The sequence below is a fragment of the Leeuwenhoekiella polynyae genome (genome assembly GCF_004104075.1).
Taxonomy (GTDB): Bacteria; Bacteroidota; Bacteroidia; order Flavobacteriales; family Flavobacteriaceae; genus Leeuwenhoekiella; species Leeuwenhoekiella polynyae.
The window spans coordinates 14,892-33,016 of the sequence record NZ_QOVK01000035.1; the positions used below are offsets into that span (position 1 = coordinate 14,892).

At 35.9% G+C, this 18,125-nt stretch carries 16 protein-coding genes; 9 read left to right on the top strand and 7 right to left on the bottom strand.

Annotated elements, in window-relative coordinates; genetic code table 11:
• Nucleotides 1–13: 13 nt before the first annotated feature.
• Complete coding sequence (locus tag DSM02_RS19835; protein ID WP_128767213.1) at nucleotides 14–2,095, bottom strand: S9 family peptidase; 2,082 nt, start codon at nucleotides 2,093–2,095, stop codon at nucleotides 14–16.
• A 183-nt stretch (nucleotides 2,096–2,278) separates the two neighbouring features.
• Between DSM02_RS19835 and DSM02_RS19840 the strand changes: the two genes are divergently transcribed.
• The 3 genes from DSM02_RS19840 to gloA2 are packed head-to-tail and all read left to right on the top strand — an operon-like array spanning nucleotide 2,279 to nucleotide 3,336.
• Nucleotides 2,279–2,602 (top strand): YbaB/EbfC family nucleoid-associated protein, encoded by a 324-nt coding sequence (locus tag DSM02_RS19840; protein ID WP_128767214.1) that lies wholly within the window; start codon nucleotides 2,279–2,281, stop codon nucleotides 2,600–2,602.
• 23 nt (nucleotides 2,603–2,625) lie between these two features.
• Nucleotides 2,626–2,916 (top strand): DUF6122 family protein, encoded by a 291-nt coding sequence (locus tag DSM02_RS20630; RefSeq protein ID WP_317128268.1) that lies wholly within the window; start codon nucleotides 2,626–2,628, stop codon nucleotides 2,914–2,916.
• A gap of 36 nt (nucleotides 2,917–2,952) precedes the next feature.
• Nucleotides 2,953–3,336, top strand: coding sequence for an SMU1112c/YaeR family gloxylase I-like metalloprotein (gene gloA2, locus DSM02_RS19850; protein ID WP_128767216.1), 384 nt, complete (start codon nucleotides 2,953–2,955; stop codon nucleotides 3,334–3,336).
• A 33-nt stretch (nucleotides 3,337–3,369) separates the two neighbouring features.
• Here gloA2 and DSM02_RS19855 read toward each other — a convergent pair whose 3' ends face one another.
• A complete protein-coding gene (locus DSM02_RS19855; RefSeq protein WP_128767217.1) occupies nucleotides 3,370–4,386 on the bottom strand; it encodes an LLM class flavin-dependent oxidoreductase in 1,017 nt (338 codons plus the stop codon).
• A 125-nt stretch (nucleotides 4,387–4,511) separates the two neighbouring features.
• Between DSM02_RS19855 and DSM02_RS19860 the strand changes: the two genes are divergently transcribed.
• From DSM02_RS19860 to DSM02_RS19870, 3 genes are all read left to right on the top strand, one after another.
• Nucleotides 4,512–4,955, top strand: a complete 444-nt coding sequence (locus tag DSM02_RS19860; RefSeq protein WP_128767218.1) for a hypothetical protein — start codon at nucleotides 4,512–4,514, stop codon at nucleotides 4,953–4,955.
• Nucleotides 4,956–5,144: 189 nt separating this feature from the next.
• Entirely contained in the window at nucleotides 5,145–6,167 is a 1,023-nt protein-coding gene (locus DSM02_RS19865; protein ID WP_128767219.1) for a LacI family DNA-binding transcriptional regulator, read from the top strand.
• A gap of 191 nt (nucleotides 6,168–6,358) precedes the next feature.
• Nucleotides 6,359–7,672, top strand: a complete 1,314-nt coding sequence (locus DSM02_RS19870; protein ID WP_128767220.1) for a rhamnogalacturonidase — start codon at nucleotides 6,359–6,361, stop codon at nucleotides 7,670–7,672.
• 246 nt (nucleotides 7,673–7,918) lie between these two features.
• On the opposite strand, the gene DSM02_RS19875 is transcribed toward DSM02_RS19870, so the two are convergent.
• The 4 genes from DSM02_RS19875 to DSM02_RS19890 form a co-directional block, all read right to left on the bottom strand.
• Complete coding sequence (locus DSM02_RS19875) at nucleotides 7,919–9,520, bottom strand: RagB/SusD family nutrient uptake outer membrane protein (RefSeq protein ID WP_128767221.1); 1,602 nt, start codon at nucleotides 9,518–9,520, stop codon at nucleotides 7,919–7,921.
• 10 nt (nucleotides 9,521–9,530) lie between these two features.
• Nucleotides 9,531–12,554, bottom strand: a complete 3,024-nt coding sequence (locus DSM02_RS19880) for a SusC/RagA family TonB-linked outer membrane protein (protein WP_128767222.1) — start codon at nucleotides 12,552–12,554, stop codon at nucleotides 9,531–9,533.
• A 311-nt stretch (nucleotides 12,555–12,865) separates the two neighbouring features.
• Entirely contained in the window at nucleotides 12,866–14,053 is a 1,188-nt protein-coding gene (gene kbl, locus DSM02_RS19885) for a glycine C-acetyltransferase (protein ID WP_128767223.1), read from the bottom strand.
• A gap of 10 nt (nucleotides 14,054–14,063) precedes the next feature.
• Nucleotides 14,064–15,017 (bottom strand): NAD-dependent epimerase/dehydratase family protein, encoded by a 954-nt coding sequence (locus tag DSM02_RS19890; RefSeq protein ID WP_128767224.1) that lies wholly within the window; start codon nucleotides 15,015–15,017, stop codon nucleotides 14,064–14,066.
• Between the two features lie 167 nt (nucleotides 15,018–15,184).
• Between DSM02_RS19890 and DSM02_RS19895 the strand changes: the two genes are divergently transcribed.
• Nucleotides 15,185–15,646, top strand: coding sequence for an Lrp/AsnC family transcriptional regulator (locus tag DSM02_RS19895; protein ID WP_128767225.1), 462 nt, complete (start codon nucleotides 15,185–15,187; stop codon nucleotides 15,644–15,646).
• On the opposite strand, the gene DSM02_RS19900 is transcribed toward DSM02_RS19895, so the two are convergent.
• The gene (locus DSM02_RS19900; protein ID WP_128767226.1) at nucleotides 15,647–16,570 is read right to left on the bottom strand and encodes a metallophosphoesterase family protein; all 924 of its coding nucleotides are present in this window, start codon (nucleotides 16,568–16,570) and stop codon (nucleotides 15,647–15,649) included.
• Between the two features lie 212 nt (nucleotides 16,571–16,782).
• On the opposite strand from DSM02_RS19900, the gene DSM02_RS19905 reads away from it, so the two are divergent.
• On the top strand, nucleotides 16,783–17,382 hold the full coding sequence (locus tag DSM02_RS19905; RefSeq protein WP_128767227.1) for an RDD family protein: 600 nt from the start codon (nucleotides 16,783–16,785) through the stop codon (nucleotides 17,380–17,382).
• Nucleotides 17,383–17,565: 183 nt separating this feature from the next.
• Nucleotides 17,566–18,009 (top strand): 3-oxoacyl-ACP synthase, encoded by a 444-nt coding sequence (locus DSM02_RS19910; protein ID WP_128767228.1) that lies wholly within the window; start codon nucleotides 17,566–17,568, stop codon nucleotides 18,007–18,009.
• The last annotated feature ends 116 nt before the right edge of the window (nucleotides 18,010–18,125 follow it).

Below are 18,125 nucleotides of genomic sequence, written 5' to 3' on the forward strand. Positions count from 1 at the left end.
GAAATTTTTGGAATTACTTTGATTTTCCTGCTAAATCAATCAGAAAGGCATAATCTTTTGCAGTTTCTTTTAGGGCTTCAAAACGGCCTGAAGCCCCACCGTGACCGGCATCCATATTAGTCTCAAAATAAATTTTAGTGTCTGCAATATTCTTATCGCGTAAACGCGCAACCCACTTAGCAGGCTCCCAATACTGTACTTGACTGTCGTGATAACCTGTTGTCACTAATATGTTAGGGTAATTTTGCACAGTTACCTGATCATAAGGAGAATATGATTTCATATAATCATAATACTCTTTATCATTAGGGTTACCCCACTCATCATATTCTGAAGTTGTTAACGGAATACTATCGTCTAGCATTGTGGTAACTACATCTACAAACGGAACAGCCGCAATCACACCATTGTAAAGCTCTGGAGCCATATTTAAAATACCCCCCATTAGTAAACCGCCAGCTGACCCTCCATAGGCATACAGATTGTTTGAGTTGGTATAGCCTTGCTCTATCAAATAAGTAGAGCAGGCAATGAAATCCGTAAACGTATTCATCTTTTTAAGTAACTTCCCATCTTCGTACCAGTTTCGACCCAAATATTCACCTCCACGTACGTGAGCAATAGCAAAGATAAATCCGTTATCAAGCAGACTCAATCTGGAGGTTGAAAAAGCAGGATCTGTAGTAATCCCATAACTCCCGTATGCGTATTGCAGCAAGGGGTTACTTCCATCTAAAGTGATTCCCTTTTTGTAAACAATAGAAATGGGAATTTCAACACCATCTTTTGCCGTTGCCCAAATACGTTTTGACTCGTAATTATCTTTATCAAAATTTCCGCCTAAAACCTCAACCTCTTTCAAAATCTCTTTTTCCTTAGTTCTCATATTGAAAGAAACTACAGAAGGTGGTGTATCTAAGGCATTATAAGAATACCGAAGTAATTCGGTATCAAAATCGGGGTTAATACTGGCAAAGACCGTATATGTCTCGCTATCAAAAGGTAAATAATAGTCCGCAGTCTCATCCCAGCGTTTGATATTTATTTTATTTAAACCGTTGTTACGCTCTTCTACCACAAGATATTCTTCAAAAATCTCTATATCCTCAAGTAGAGTGTCTTCACGGTGTGGAATCACCTCAACCCAATTTTTCATTGACGGAGTTACAACCGGAGTTTTGACCAATTTAAAATTAGTCGCCTCATCTTTATTGGTTACCAAATAGAAATAATCACCAAAATGCGACACTCCGTATTCTAAGCCACGTGTGCGCTCCTGAATAATTTTAAACTCAAAATCAGGTCCGTTCGCTTCGGTGTATCTGTATTCGCTGGTCAATGTGCTCGAAGCTCCAATGAAAATATATTTACGGGATTTTGATTTGAAAATACCTACATCAAACGTTTCATCCAACTCTTCATACACCATAACATCTTCTGATGCTTCGGTACCTAAAACGTGTTTAAAAATCTGGCTACTCCTTAGCGTTTGCGGATCTTTTCGGGTATAAAAAACCGTTTTATTATCGCCTCCCCAAGTTGCTCTTCCGGTTGTATTCTTAATTACTACCGGATAAATCTCACCTGTCTTTAAATTTTTAAAGTGTAAATCATATTGTCTGCGGCTTACCGTATCTATTCCATAAACAGCGATCTCATTATTTTCTGAAATAGAATAACCTGCCTGCTTAAAATAAGAATGTCCTTCTGCCATCTCATTGTTATCAAACATAACTTCTTCTGGCGCGGTCATCGCTTCTTCTTTTCTACAATATAACGGATAGTTTTTCCCTATTTCAAAACGGGTATAATACCAGTAACCGTTGTATTTATAAGGCACACTCTCATCATCTTCTTTTATACGAGCTTTCATCTCCTCAAAAAGCTTTTGCTGCAAAGGTTTTGTATGAGCAGTCATTTTCTCATAATATCCATTCTCAGCTTCCAGATAAGCAATCACCTCTGGATGATCACGCTCATTCATCCAGTAATATTCGTCTATGCGTATATCTCCGTGCTTTTCTAAATCATGTGGAACTTGTTTTGCATCTGGAGGCAAAAGCTGTGTATCTAAAGATTGTGTGTCATTTTTCATAAGGGCGCAAAAATACGGGTAATCTCAGACATTTTTTAAAATAAATTAAACTGAATTTTCATTTGTAGTAGCTTCACTCATCTTCATTTTTTATGGGGAAAGTTTATTTTTTAGTTAAAACCCGTTTAGACTTTTAAATCTGAGTTTTTGTACTTTTGAACATTAACAATTTAAATACAAATTATGTTTGGAGATATGATGGGCATGATGGGAAAAATTAAGGAAGCCCAACAAAAAGCCGAAGACACAAAAAAACGTTTAGAAACGGTTTATATAGACGAAAAAAGCAACGATGACTTACTAAACATTACAGTAAGTGTTGCTGGTGCAATTAAAAAAATTGACATCAAAGACGAACTCCTGGAAGACAAGGAACAGTTAGAAGATTATCTTATTTTAACGCTTAACAAGGCTTTATCACGAGCAAAAGCCAGCTATGATCAAGAGCTTGCAGCTGTTGCAAAAGAAGGTATGCCAGACATTCCCGGTCTTGATATGTTTAAATAAAACCGAGTTTGCTACATACACTCGTGCATTATAGTTTACATTTAGCAGCACCCGGGTTAATTGCCTGGGTGTTTTTTAGAAATAACTGGCTAAAAGCATGGCTCATTATGCTTTTAACAATGCTCGTTGATCTTGACCATTTACTGGCCATACCTATATTTGACCCGGAGCGATGCAGTATAAATTTTCATCCGCTGCATACATATTGGGCTATTGGCATATACTGCGCTTTATTTTTTATACCAAAACTTCGAGTGGTAGCAGTGGGACTTCTCTTTCATATGATCACCGATTTTATTGATTGTCTATGGTGAATTTCTTATCGTTCTTTCTGATAACATCAATTCAAAATGCTAAAACACATTCATCATATTGCAATAATCTGTTCTGATTATAAAAAATCCAAACAGTTTTATACTAAAGTTTTAGGGCTTACAATTATTGCGGAAACCTTCCGCGAAGCAAGAAACTCATACAAGCTCGATTTAGCCTTAAATGGTGAATATATTATTGAATTATTCTCCTTCCCAGCCCCACCAAAGCGAACCTCAAAACCAGAAGCTTGCGGCTTAAGACATCTAGCTTTTGCCACAAATGATATCGAAGCTGCAATAACTGAATTGAATCAGAAAGGAGTACAAACCGAACCCATACGCATTGATGAACTTACCGGCAAGCGCTTTACCTTTTTTACAGATCCAGATGACCTTCCGCTTGAACTTTATGAAGTTTAAGCTTGAAGAAGGTTCTACATATTTAAATCTCGATTACCGAGTAAAAATCTCACTCACTAATTCGTAAGATTTTAGACGAGCCTGATGATCATAAATGTGCGAAATGATAATCAATTCGTCAATTTGAGTTTCAGCTTTAAATTGAGCCAGACCCTTCGCTACCGTTTCCTGAGAACCAATAAAACTGTAATGCATCATTTGCTCGATCTGCATACGCTCTAATTCTGACCATTCTCCATCCATAGAATCTATCGGTGGAGAAAGTGGTTTTCTAGTATTTCTAATAACTCCAAGCATAAAGCGCTTTGCACTTGTTGCTAAACGTTCTGCTTCCTCATCAGTCGCTGCCGCAATAACATTAACACAAGCCATAGTATAAGGCTTTTCTAACTGTTCTGAAGCTTCAAAATGCTGATGGTATAACTTAAGAGCATTGTGTAGATGTGTTGGTGCAAAATGACTTGCAAAAGCGTAAGGCAACCCTTTTCTACCGGCAAGCTGCGCACTAAACGTACTCGATCCTAATAAATACAAAGGAATATTTAATCCTTCCCCTGGAGTTGCTCGCACGGATGCTGTACTATTTTCTTCTGATAAATACGTTTGAAGTTCGTCTATATTATTAGGGAAATCCTGTACCGTTTCATGCTGATACCTACGCAGCGCCATTGCAGTACGCTGATCTGTTCCTGGAGCACGCCCTAGTCCCAGATCTATACGATTAGGATACATCGTTGCCAATGTCCCAAACTGTTCTGCCACTACAAGCGGAGCGTGATTTGGCAACATCACACCGCCAGATCCAACACGCATCTTAGTTGTTTGATGAGCAATATGACCTATCAAAATGACAGGAGCTGAACTTGCCAAACTTTCCATATTGTGATGCTCTGAGATCCAAAACCTGTGATAACCCAATTTTTCTGTATTTTGAGCCAGATCTACACTACGTTTAATGGCTTGCTGTGCATCAACTCCCTCTACTATAGGTACTAAGTCTAAAACTGAATATTTAGTACCTGATAAATCATTCTTATTTATAGCTTTCATAGTGATATAGTCCTAAAATTTGTAATTTCCTTACTTCAATTTACAGGCATTATACATTCAATGTTTTTGATAGAACTGCAAATTATTTAAACTGAAAAGCTTAGGTTTTTTATTTAATATATCTTATGAAAAAACTTTTCATCCTTATTTCGATTTCGATCACAGCAAGCATTATTAGCTGTAAACAACAGAAAAAAACCGAGGTTAAATCATTTCCTATTGAAGTTGCCTGTTATGGGTATAACGAAAACGGAACGAATATAAGTTTTAGAATTACACGGGTTGATCCCGTGGTTCAAGGAACTCTTATTTACAATTGGGCAGAAAAAGATCGCAACTCAGGAAGCTTTAAAGGAACATTAGAAGATAATATTATTTTGGGCTCTTATACTTTTTTATCTGAAGGAAAACAAAGTATAAGAGAAGTTGCTTTTAAAATTGAAAACGGAGAACTTGTAGAAGGCTTTGGTGCCATAAAAAATGTTGGAGGTGTCGCTACATTTGAAGACATTACCTCATTGAACTTTGATGGAAGTATTGTATTAGAAAAAGATAAGTGTTTTAATTAAATTTGTAAACTAAAATTTTCGTTTTTACAAGTTTTAAATTACTATTTAAATTTAACCCGCTAAGTCAAGCCCTTGCTACGACTGAAACGATTTATTGTATTTTATACGTTTAAAAAATCAAACGTTTGAACTGTACATTTTTTTGGTAATTTTAAAATCGAAATAAAATGCACTCAACAGTTTCTGTTTATGAAAAAAAAAAGACCTTCTCTTAAGGATATTGCAGATGCACTAAACATCTCAACAACAACAGTTTCCTTTGTTTTAAATGGCAAAGGAGAAGAAAAGAAAATCTCTAAAGAGCTCATAGCTAAGGTTGAAGCGCATCTAAAAGAAATAAACTACAAACCCAATCTTGTTGCCCGTAGTTTACGTACCGGGAGTACCAGAGTTTTAGTTTTTATGGTTGAAGACATCAGCAACAGCCACTTTTCTAAAGTAGGTAGGATTATTGAAGATATATCCTACAAGAATGATTACCGAGTTCTTTTTTGCAGCACAGAGAATGATGTAAAGCGTACACAAGATCTAATTCACCTGTTTCATGAGCGTCAAGTAGACGGTTTTATAATCGTACCTCCACCGGGAATTGAGAAAGAAATTTCATATTTATTAGAAAACGAAGTTCCGGTAGTTCTTTTTGACCGTAAGATACCAGAGTTAGAAGCAGACTACGTTATCATCAATAACTTTGAAGGCGCTAAACAATCTACACAACACCTCATAGATTCTGGTTATAAAAATATTGCTTTTATAACCATCGATCTAGATCAGATACAAATGCACGATCGTGAGGCTGGCTATATAGCGGCTATAGAAGAAGCAGGTTTTTCTCCAAATATTTTAAAAATCCCATACGACACCAGTAATATTCCTTCTTCGAGAGAAAAAATAAAAAAATTCATAAAAGAAAGTAAAGATATTGATGCCATCTTTTTTGCAACTAATTACTTGTCACAGAGTGGTCTTAAATGCATTCATCAAATAGATGCAAAACTTATAAATAAGTTGGGCATTATTAGTTTTGATGACAGTAACTTTTTTGAAATGTATTCCCCTACTGTAAGTGCCTTTGCCCAACCGGTTGATGAAATGGCAAATCAGCTGATGAAAATCATGTTCAATAAATTAAAAAATAAAGAACAAGCTGTATCATCAAAATTAGTTTTAGAAGGCACCTTGGTTACTCGTGAATCTTCTTTAAAAAAGTAAACTACTTCTAGGCAAGCTCACGAAGCATTAAACTGAACAATACATTTTTAGAAGGAGACAAATCTCTGAGCATTTAAATCTCGATTATCGAGTAAACCTCATTTCTCACAATCAGGATGATTATTCTAAAAGTTCAGGATAGAACAGGATAACGATATCGATGTATATAGATATTTTTATGAAAAAATTCTATGCATACATTTATAAAAAGTTATCTATTCTTGGTCTTGATTTTTAACATGGTAGCTTACGGGCAAGAACGCTTTCCTGATGGTACGTTGATACCAGAGTGGTTTCATAATACAGAAGGAGTACATCTTGATGATCTAGGCAAAAAATATCTAATTACTGATTATGGTGTCATAAATGACAGCACACAGATTCAAACTGAAAAAATTCAGTCAGTTATTGATTCTGCTGCCAATAATGGCGGTGGTGTAATAATCATACCTCAAGGTGTTTTTTTAAGCGGGTCTCTGTTCTTCAAGCAAAACACACATTTATATCTTGAAGAAAATGGAGTCTTAAAAGGAAGTGATGATATCAGTAATTTTCCCGTAATAATGACCCGTATTGAAGGAGAAAGCGTAAAGTACTTCCCGGCGCTTATAAATGCCGATAACCTTGACGGATTTACCATTTCGGGAAAAGGCACCCTTGACGGAAATGGTTTGCGTTACTGGAAAGCTTTCTGGTTACGACGCGAATGGAATCCTGATTGTACCAATAAAGATGAAATGCGTCCAAGACTCGTTTACGTTTCTAACAGCAAAAACATACAAATTGAAAATATCAAACTGAAAAACTCTCCTTTCTGGACAACTCATTTTTACAAAAGTGAATATATAAAGCTTTTGAACTTAACAATCACGTCTCCTAAAGAACCTGTAAAAGCACCAAGTACTGATGCGGTTGATATTGATGCGTGCCAAAACATGCTGATCAAAAACTGTTATATGGCAGTTAACGACGATGCTGTAGCCTTAAAAGGTGGTAAAGGCCCACACGCTGATGAAGATCCTAATAACGGTGAAAACCGAAACATTATCATCGAGGATAACACCTACGGATTTTGTCACAGTGCACTTACCTGCGGAAGCGAATCTATTCACAATTACAACATTATTTTTCGTAGAAGCACCGTTGACACTGCCCATCGTATTTTCTGGCTTAAAATGCGCCCTGATACGCCACAAACCTATGATTACATTACGATTGAAGACATAAAAGGAAGTGTGCGAAGCATGATTCTAATTAAACCTTGGACTCAATTTTTTAATCTAAAAGGAGAAAAAAGTATAATCAAATCATCTGCCCACAATATAAAGATGAAAAACATCAAATTGACCTGCGAGATTGGGTTTAATATTGTTGCTTCAGATCAATATAAATTATCTGATTTCACTTTTGAAAATATAAAGCTAGAAACACCTAATGGTCAATTAGAGAATGCAGAATCTATAGAGAACCTTATTTTGAATAATGTAAAAATCGCTGAAGATTAGTTATGATCTAAACCGTTTGCTCCTAATAAAGCTATCTAAAGAAAATCTTAGTACAGAATCACTAACCAATTTAAACAAATTAAGCACTGCAGCTTTAAGCACTATCTCATAAAGTGTGTATCTAAAAATAGCGGGGGCAAGCCCCCGCTATTTTTTTAACTTTAAACTTTACACCAAGTATAGATCGTAAAATAAAAAAGCCTCATTCGTTAAGAAATGAGGCTTTTTAAATCAAGTCTGGTTTTTCTAATATCCAGGATTTTGTTCTAAGTTAGAATTAGTTTGCATCTGACTTAATGGTATTGGAAAAATTTCTCTAAAACCTCCATTAGGTGAATGTGAAAACCAAGATTTTGTGGTGTAAACTCCAAAGCGAATCAAATCTTGTTTTCTGTGATGCTCTCCTACAAATTCCCAAGCTAGCTCATCCAAAAATCTACCGTACTCAATATCATCTCCCCCTTCATAATTTGTAATTTTACCATCTTCATATTTTCCGTATTCATAAGTACTCCCTTCCATTAATTCTGCTCCGGTCATAACTGCTTTAGATGGATCTGAATCTTTAAAAGCTCGCTGTCTCACCTCTGAAACAATACTTGCTGCTTCATCTGCTCTTCCTAAACGCAATAAACATTCTGCTTTGATCATTAGAGCATCTGTATATCTGTAAAAAGGAACATCTGTACCATAGGTTGCTACTACACCTGCACCTATTTCATAACGTATAAATCTATAACCTTCCGTTGGTCCGGCTTCATTTACACTTTTTATATAATTTGTATAATTCAACTGACTATCAGGGTCATTCTCGTCAAGCAATATGGGGGCTCCAGAGCTAGAATATTGTAATCCTCCCAACCAGGTTGTTTCTAAACGTGCATCATCTTCATCATAAGTATCAATAAATTGAGGAATTCCAGCACTACCACCCCAAGGAGATCCTGCTAAATCAAAAGTTTCTCTACTTTTCCCATAAAGTGCTTTAAAAGCTAAATAAGAACCACTAGCCTCAATATTATCGTATGGGATTGCAAAAATTGTTTCTACTAAATTCTCATTGTCTAATGCAAAAACATCAGAAAATTCAGAGGTTAAACTAAACTCTCCACTATCTATGATATCCTGCACTTCACGCATAGCCTCTTCCCACTTGGACTCACCTATATAAACTTCTGAATTTAGGTACATTTTAGCTAAAGTCATTTTTGCCGCGTATTGATTAAACCTACCGTAGCTTCCCAGACCATCTGTACTTAACAATGGCATAACTTCATTCAATTCAGCGACTATAAAATCATAAACTTCTTTATTATCGCTTTGCTCCGGTAAAAATCCTTCTGGCAAATCAAAACGTTTTACAAGTGGAATATTTCTATAATTATCATATAAAATGTAATAACACATTGCGCGCATTGCTCTCAGCTCTGCTAAATAAACATCTGTTGCTTCATTATTTTCCAGACCTTCTATCTGTAGAATTGCCCTATTAATTTGATTAATACTACTATAAGTTCTACTCCACAAACCTTCTATATGAGATAAATCTGAAAGCCAAGTGTGTTGATGCATATTAACATATTGTTGCCCCCAGCCTATTCCTACACGAGCAGGAGTAACTATTAAATCTGAAGACTCTTCATACACATCAAACATTCCGTCCCATCCCCAGTAAATAGATCGAAGAGAAGCATAAGGAGGTACTATAATAGCATCTAGATCATCTGCTGTTAGGGTAGTTCCTTCTGCAGTTATACTACTATAAACCGTTTCATCAAGATCTGTACAACTCACTGCTGTCAAACCAAAAAACAATAAACAAACTTTAATATCTTTTATAAATTTCATAATCAACGATTTAAAAATTAACATTGAGCCCTAGCGTAAAAGTTCTTGTGCTTGGGTATTTATCTCTATCATCGGTTCCCTGGGTCAACACAGAACCTCTGTTTATTTCAGGATCAATACCAGTGTAACCAGTAATGATTGCTAAATTATTTCCTGATACATACAATCTTAAAGCATCAATAATATCCCAGTTTGTAGTATTGAAATTATAGCCTAAAGTCACATTGTTTAATTTAAGGTAATCTCCATCTTCTATGTAGTAACTCACAAACTTTTGCCCTATTTGATTACTTAACGTTATGTCTTTACCATAAACAGGATCAAAAGCAGAATTCAAAACATTATAAGGAATATGTGGATACTCGTAGAATACACGCTGAGCATTAAGTATTTGAAAGTCTAACGCTCCTGTAAATACAAAGCTTAAGTCAAAACTTTTGTACTTAAAAGTATTTGTAATACCTATATTATATGCAGGTATACCATTACCTAAAAATTGTCTGTTTTCATCTGTATCCAATGCGTTATCCCATGGCACTCTACTTCCATCAGGAAGCTCTATTGTCCAGTAATTTCCCTCGCCAAAAGCATCTCTAGCTTCATAAAAATCAACATCTACAGACTTTAAACCCCAGAATTGACTAACAGGTTGTCCTACCTCAATACGATGTGTAATTTGAGAAACAGGTTCACTTAATGTCCCGTAATTGATATAATTACCTTCTATTTGATAAAGATCATTAGAAAGGCTTACCAGCTTATTCTTATTGTGTGATAAAGTTATATTAGCATCCCAAGAAAAATCTTTGGTATTAACAGGGTTTACATTAAGTAATAATTCAAACCCCTGATTTTGCATCTCTCCTACATTTGCTTTTGTTACACCTACGAGGTTAGGGGGAGTAGGCACGCTATAATCAAATAGTAGATCTTTTGTTCTTTTATGATATACATCTAAACTACCATTAATTCTATTATTGAAAAATCCAAAGTCAAGACCAAAGTTAAATTCGCGAGAAACTTCCCATCTAAGATCCGGGTTGGGATTACCACCTTGTAAATCTGGAGTTAGTCCTCTAATCCATTCCCCGTTTAGATATGCTCTAGAACTATAAGAAAATAAGGATTGAGATAAGTATGATGCATCAGGAATAATACCTGTTTCCCCATAACCAGCACGTAGTTTTAAGTTATTTACAAAATCTGCATTTTCCATAAACTCCTCTCTGCTAATATTCCAACCAACAGAAACAGCTGGGAAATTACCCCACTTATTATTAGTACCGAATTTAGAAGAACCTTCTCTACGTATGCTTGCTAATAAGTTGTATCTGGATTTATAGCTATATGAAACTCTACCAAAGAAACCTATAAGAGTATTGTCATCTTTACCACTTCCCATACTGGCTAATCCATTCTGAAGACCTTGACCTTGACCTAAATTATTATATCCAAAAGCATTAGTAGGAAAATCTCTATTTGTAGCATAAAAACTTTCATTTACATTATACTGATAACTATAACCTCCTAATACAGAAAACGAGTGATCGTCATATGTTTTGCTATATTTTGAAGTAAATTCGAGTAGGTCTGTTTTACTTTTAGCAGTATATCTTGAAGCAAAACCATTTCTACTATCTCCGTTATAGCCTAAATATTCTTTTGCTTCATAAAAACCTCTAAGATTAGTATTTCTGTTACTACCTACAAATAAATTATTTACCCAACCTTTTACAGGCTCTAAAGTTATATTTCCATTTAATCGAACCCAATCATTCTGAATATCTCCATCTGTCAAATCAATCATACTCACAGGGTTTACATACTGTAAAACCGTACCGTCTTGAACATAATCTCCTTCATCGTTATAAATACGATCTGTTGGATTACGTATTAATGCTTGCCTGTAAATTCTACTATCAAAAGAAGCCCCATCACCTAAAGCTCCTATATCCTGAGAGCCGGCTAAAAAACTTGCTGTAAATTTTAAAACACCATCATACATACTATGCGTAAGGTCTGCTCCTATTCTAAACTCTTCGTTAAATGATTTCTTAAAAACACCTTGCTGATCCATATAATTAGCATTCACACTATAAGTAGAGTAATCACCACCGCCACTAAAAGTAAGGTTATGATTTTGTGTAACTGCAGTTCGTGTAATCTCATCTAGCCAATCTGTCTCGTATCCTAAGTCATTATACTGGGGTAAATCAATACCATCTGCACGTAACCTGCGCACATCTCCAGCATCTAAAAAATCTGCTTTTCTTACAAATTGTGAAGAAGAAACATAGTGTGAATACGATAAAGTAGGCTTCGTATTTACCTTACCGCTTTTTGTAGTTATTAAGATAACTCCATTAGCTCCTCGCGTACCATAGATTGCTGAAGCTGAAGCATCCTTTAAAACATCTATACTTTCAATGTCATTAGGAGCCACACTATTTAAACTCCCTGGTAAGCCATTAATCAAAATAAGAGGCTGGGTATTTCCCTGAAGTGTAGAAACTCCTCTTAAAGAAACGTTTGAGGTAGCTGACGGATCCCCCGAACCATTAGATATACTTAGACCGGCAACTTTACCTTTAATAAGGTCCCCGGCGTCTTGCACCAGACCAGGATTAAAATCTTCAGATTTTACGGTAGCAATTGCTGTGGTAACCTCTTCTCTTTTTTGAGTACCATAACCTATTACCACTACTTCTTCCAGACTTTGTGTATCTGTTTCTAGAGTAATATTTAAAACTGAAGAAGAACCAGCAGCAACCTCTTTAGTAATAAAACCAACATAAGAGATCTTAACTATTGAATTATCCTGAGCAATTTCTAAATCAAAATTTCCATCAAAATCGGTTGTTGTTCCATTTGAGGTTCCCTTTTCTACAACAGTGGCTCCTACAATAGGCATACCTTGATTGTCTACAACTGTCCCGGAGATTTGTTTTTGACTGAAACCTATAAATGGCAATAGCAAGATTAAAAGCCTTAAATGGCTCAAATATCGAGCTAAATTAATTTGCGAATGTGTCATAACATTAAGTAAGATTTTAACTATTAGATTGATAAACTTTTTATTACTTCTGCAAAGTATCAATCCCTATAGTCAATCTTAACCCAGATGTTACCCAATAATTATATTAAATTAACAACATTTTAAAACATAGTTAATCGTGTTTTTCTCTAATAAAAAAAGCCTCACTTTTTTAAAAAGTGAGGCTTTTTTTATTGGCACCGCCAAAAGGTATAATACACCGAGGCTTGCCGCGAAATTGAAAATTTGTTTCTAAGGAAGCCTCATGGACTTGCCCTGAGCTAGTTTATTAGAAATTTTAGTTTATTCTATTAGATCACACCAAGCGCTTTACCTACTTTAGTAAAAGCAGCAACTGCTTTTGTTATGTGTGCATCATCATGACCTGCAGAAAGCTGTACGCGAATACGCGCCTTTTCTTTAGGCACTACCGGATAGAAAAATGCGATTACATAAATCCCTTCATCTAAAAGTTTAGCTGCAAATTCTTGAGCCAATTTTGCATCGTATAACATTATTGGAACAATAGGATGTTCACCGGGTATGATGTCAAACCCAGCTTCTACCATTTCATTTCTAAAACGTTTCGCATTGTTTTGCACCTTAGTTATTAAGTCTCCTGATTCACGCAACATATCAATCGCTTTGATAGAAGCTCCGGCAATTGCAGGCGCTAATGTGTTTGAGAATAAATAAGGTCTTGATTTTTGACGTAGCATATCTACGATTTCTTTACGAGCAGCTGTAAAACCACCAGAAGCTCCACCTAAGGCTTTACCGTAAGTACCCGTAATGATATCAATGCGCCCCATTACGTTATTATACTCATGCGTTCCTTTACCATTCTCACCTATAAAACCAGTCGCGTGACAATCATCTACCATTACCATTGCATTGTATTTTTCAGCAAGATCACAGATTTTATCAAGTTGGGCGATAGTACCATCCATAGAAAAAACTCCGTCGGTAACAATCAATTTACGTCGCGCCCCGGAAGCCTTTTTCAATTCCTCCTCTAGTGCTTCCATATCGTTGTTTTTATAACGGTAGCGTGCGGCTTTACACAACCGGATACCGTCTATGATACTGGCGTGATTCAATTCATCTGAAATGATTGCATCTTCTTTAGTCAAAATTGGCTCAAAAACACCACCATTAGCATCAAAAGCTGCAGCATATAAAATACAGTCTTCCATCCCTAAAAACTCAGCTGTTTTACGCTCAAGTTCTTTATGAATATCCTGCGTTCCGCAGATAAAACGTACAGAAGACATACCGTAACCATGACTTCTTATGGTATCTATACTTGCTTCTATAATATCTGGATGAGAAGAAAGTCCTAAGTAATTGTTTGCACAAAAATTGAGTACTTCACTTCCTTTCTCAGTATTTATTTCGGCTTTTTGAGGTGTGGTTATAATGCGCTCTTCTTTATATAGACCGGCCTCTTTTATCTCTTCTAATTCTTTTTGTATACTTTTTCTAACTGATGTAAACATGAGTCTGTTTTTAAGCGTGCATAAACGCGTTAGTTCTTTTTTTTTGATCCAATCTATATAACATTTCTTCGGTCATACGTTTTAAATCATATTCTGGCTCCCAACCCCAATCCATACGTGCAGGAGTATCGTCTAATGCAACAGGCCAGCTTTCGGCTATTTTCTGACGGTTATCTGGATTGTATACTACCGTAAGTTTAGGAATATTTTTACGGATCTCTTCTGCGATCATTTCCGGAGAAAAACTCATTCCCTGAATATTATAACCTACGCGAGTGATTGCTTTCTTTGGAGCGTCCATCAAACGGATTGTCGCATCAATTGCATCATCCATATAAAGCATAGGCAATTGAGTACCTTTTCTCAAATAACATTCAAAATCTTCTCCTTTTATCGCTTTATGAAAAATATCTACCGCGTAATCTGTTGTTCCTCCTCCCGGAAGAGACTGGTAACTTATGAGTCCCGGATAACGCAGGCAACGTACATCCATATTATACTTTGCATTGTAATAATTCGCCCACTGCTCACCCGCTACTTTACTAATTCCGTAAACGGTTGTTGGATTTAAAGGAAAATCATTTGACGTAATTTGATTACGGGCATCTGCTCCAAAAACGGCAATAGAACTTGGGAAAAATACTTTTCGCACATCGTTTAATCGCGCTGCTTCTAAAACATTGAAAAAAGTTGAATTATTGAGGTCCCAGGTTTTAAGTGGTTCTAACTCACCTTTTGCAGATAAAACTGCTGCCAAATGGTAGATTTGAGTAATTTGATGCGTACGAACAATTTCATCTAAAGCTTCGAGATCAGTTGCATCAAGTTTTAAGGTTTCACAATTAAATGTATCTCTAATGTGCAAATCTGTTGCTACAACAGATTTACTGCCATACTTGTTGATCAACGCCTCTGTTAAAGCGGTTCCTAACTGACCAAAAGCTCCTGTAATCAATATTCTCATGACTGAAAGTTTTAACAGTATAAAAATATAAAGCAGAAGTGCTCAACCCTTTAATTATCTGTTAAATCAAAAAAATAAAGTATTTTTATCTTTACTAAATCATTTTAAAAGATAAAAACCGCTTTGAGTCCTGTCTAGACTGGAGCTATCAGTAAATTTTTCTGAATATGGAAATACTTGACCAAACCGATTTAAAGATTTTGAGAATCTTACAAAAAAATGCAAAACTCACCACTAAAGAAATTGCAGACCAGTTGCACTTAACGGCTTCACCGGTTTATGAGCGCGTGCGTCGCTTAGAAAAGAAAGGTTATATCAAAAATTATGTGGCCATTCTGAACAAGAAAAAACTCAACAGACCGGTAACAGCAATTTGTATGGTTTCACTGCGCTATCATAATGAGGGTTTTATCGATACGTTTGAACACCAAATCAAAGAATTGATAGAAGTACAAGAATGTTACCATATGGCCGGAAAAGTTGATTTCTTCCTGAAAATTCACTTAGAAAGTTTAGAAGAGTATCATGAGTTTGTGAGAACCAAACTTTCAAAAATTCAAAATATTGGAGTGTTAGAAAGTTACTTTGTACTCAAAGAGATTTACAATACCACGACTATCGCCTTTTAATTACTGAAGTTTAAGTTTTGTGTCTGAAGCTCTTTTATAACCTTCAATTTTTAATTGACGCTCTGTTATTTCAACTATACTAAAACTGTTGTTTTCTAAGCCTTCATAATCAACCATTCCCAAACGGGTTATGTAATTTATGCCTTCAATGATCGCGGCATCTTCTTTGTGCACATGCCCGTGCATACAAGCTACTACCCAGCTACTTTCCTGCAGTATCTGCTGAACCGCTTTAAAATTAGTCACGTGAAATTTTGATCCTTCTTTGTAAAACTCATAAAGTGGATGATGACAAAAAACGACCGTAGGTTTTTCATTTTGAGCTAAATCGTTGCGAAGCCACTTTAATTCTTTTTCAGGAATGTTAGCATCTTCCCAATCTGAACCTTCGGCAAAAAAATGGTCTTTCCCATCTGTATCGTAGTTTGCATCCAGTACGATGAAATGAAAGCCACCGGCATCAAAAGAATAATAGTTTTGTGTGGTCTCCTGACCGGTATTCCTAATATTCTCCAAGAAAGTCTCTTTACGAATGCTATCAACATCGTGATTGCCTAAAGCATGATATTTAGCTCCTTCAAATTCTTGAAATACCCCCTCAATAGCCTCTAAATAGCGAAGCGTATCTTCAGGTTTCGCTTCAGGGCCCTGATCTTTAAAGTCCCCGAGATGAATGAGAAAATCCAGATTTTGAGAATTGAGTACTTGTATTGCTTCCTGCATTTTTGGGATAGAATCCCGGTAAAAACGGGTTCCTGCCACATCGCGATCGGCATAGTGTGAATCTGTCATAAAACCAAATCGCACGGGCTTCTCGGTCGTATTTTTACAGCTCAATACTAAATTGGGCATCGTTAAGACCGTGGTGCCGGTTAATGCAAAAAGTTTGATGGAGTTCCGACGACTTATTGCTTGCTGTTTCATAACACTGCAAATTAAAATATTTTAGAAGGAGAATAAGCGCTCGCATTGTAGTTTAAAGATTTATTAAAGTTCTAAACAGGACTTTTCAAATTTGCTATTTTGAATAAAATCTATTTTAGGACCCGACATTAAAAAAATACAGAATAGAAAGCACGATATGGCACACCTAGAGTTTTGCTAAATTTATCGCACCTTTAAAAAAATAAAAAATAATGAGTAAGCAGAAGCCCTATTTGTCTAAACTTAAAAAATGTTCAGACAAAGAACTGGTTCGCATCGTTACCGTAGAAGTTCACAAATATGAACCAGAAGCTGTACAAGCCGCAGAAGACGAGCTCTCGCGTAGAAAGATTTCTAAGTTGCAAATGGCAAATCTGGTAAAAGCTGTAGCTCAAGATAATGATGCGGTAAAAGAAATTCAGGATTACGTTAGTAGCTCAGGAATCCGCTTTACTAATTTTCTCATTGATTTTGTGATTTTTGTATTGTTGGTTTTAACAGCAAGTTTAGCTCTTGATTCGGTATTTGTAACTACAAACAATAATCTTTTACAAGCTATAGGTTACGGAATGATTCTCCTGATATTTTTAGCGTACTATGGACTCTCAGAATATTTCTTCCAAAAAACAGCCGGAAAATATGTAACCAAAACAATAGTTGTAACAGAATCAGGCAACAAACCCGACGGAAAAACAATTCTCATCCGCACGTTATGCAGATTAATACCATTTGATAGACTTTCTTATCTAATTGTGAAAAGAGGATTGCACGATAGATTTTCAAAGACGCGTGTTATAAAAGATCGAGAGTAACTTTGGGACAACCGCAAAGCATTAAACTGAAAAATTCATTTTAGAGCGAGATAAGTCTCGAAGCATGCAAATCTCGATTATTAAGTAAAACTCTCAATAAATTATTCCCCTACTGCGAAAAAAACTGAACAAGCTATGTTGTTTTAGACTAATTTCGCCCGCCTTAAAAAACAAAATTGCTACATGCAAAAGAAAGCTCTTATACAAGAATTGCGCATACGTTTAAACACTAAACTTGCTCAATTACAGGATACAAAAGCCAGCCTTATTGAATCACGTGAAAGTGATGGTAAAAGTAGTGCCGGTGATAAATATGAAACTGGTGTTGAAATGATTCAGCAGGAAATGGAACGCACACAGGGTCAAATGGATCAGGTTGAAAAACAGAAAGAGGTTTTAAACCGAATCAGTATGACGCCAAATACATTAATAGGAGAAGGTAGTCTGGTACTTACCGATAAAGCCAACTATTTTATAGGAATTCCGTACGGTGAACTCAAGCTGGAAACCGGAAATGTGTATTGTATTTCGAGCGCTTCGCCTATTGGTGAATTACTTACAGGCACTCAAACCGGAGAAACCATAAGCTTTAGAGATCAAAAAATAACCGTCACCCAAATCTTATAACTAAAAGAGGCTGTCTAAAAAGGCAGCCTTTTTTTATAGGATTTATTCTGAATATGTTTTAATTTCATGGAATGAAAGCAAAACCTGTTTGGAAGACCGACCATCAGTCTCAGTTG

Bases quoted from the DNA above. Each gene is read 5' to 3' on its own strand.
- DSM02_RS19875 (WP_128767221.1), bottom strand. From the start codon at position 9,520: ATGAAATTTATAAAAGATATTAAAGTTTGTTTATTGTTTTTTGGTTTG.
- DSM02_RS19890 (WP_128767224.1), bottom strand. From the start codon at position 15,017: ATGAGAATATTGATTACAGGAGCTTTTGGTCAGTTAGGAACCGCTTTA.
- kbl (WP_128767223.1), bottom strand. From the start codon at position 14,053: ATGTTTACATCAGTTAGAAAAAGTATACAAAAAGAATTAGAAGAGATA.
- DSM02_RS19895 (WP_128767225.1), top strand. From the start codon at position 15,185: ATGGAAATACTTGACCAAACCGATTTAAAGATTTTGAGAATCTTACAA.
- DSM02_RS19910 (WP_128767228.1), top strand. From the start codon at position 17,566: ATGCAAAAGAAAGCTCTTATACAAGAATTGCGCATACGTTTAAACACT.
- DSM02_RS19865 (WP_128767219.1), top strand. From the start codon at position 5,145: ATGAAAAAAAAAAGACCTTCTCTTAAGGATATTGCAGATGCACTAAAC.
- gloA2 (WP_128767216.1), top strand. From the start codon at position 2,953: ATGCTAAAACACATTCATCATATTGCAATAATCTGTTCTGATTATAAA.
- DSM02_RS19860 (WP_128767218.1), top strand. From the start codon at position 4,512: ATGAAAAAACTTTTCATCCTTATTTCGATTTCGATCACAGCAAGCATT.
- DSM02_RS19835 (WP_128767213.1), bottom strand. From the start codon at position 2,095: ATGAAAAATGACACACAATCTTTAGATACACAGCTTTTGCCTCCAGAT.
- DSM02_RS19880 (WP_128767222.1), bottom strand. From the start codon at position 12,554: ATGACACATTCGCAAATTAATTTAGCTCGATATTTGAGCCATTTAAGG.
- DSM02_RS19870 (WP_128767220.1), top strand. From the start codon at position 6,359: ATGCATACATTTATAAAAAGTTATCTATTCTTGGTCTTGATTTTTAAC.
- DSM02_RS19900 (WP_128767226.1), bottom strand. From the start codon at position 16,570: ATGAAACAGCAAGCAATAAGTCGTCGGAACTCCATCAAACTTTTTGCA.
- DSM02_RS19840 (WP_128767214.1), top strand. From the start codon at position 2,279: ATGTTTGGAGATATGATGGGCATGATGGGAAAAATTAAGGAAGCCCAA.
- DSM02_RS19905 (WP_128767227.1), top strand. From the start codon at position 16,783: ATGAGTAAGCAGAAGCCCTATTTGTCTAAACTTAAAAAATGTTCAGAC.
- DSM02_RS19855 (WP_128767217.1), bottom strand. From the start codon at position 4,386: ATGAAAGCTATAAATAAGAATGATTTATCAGGTACTAAATATTCAGTT.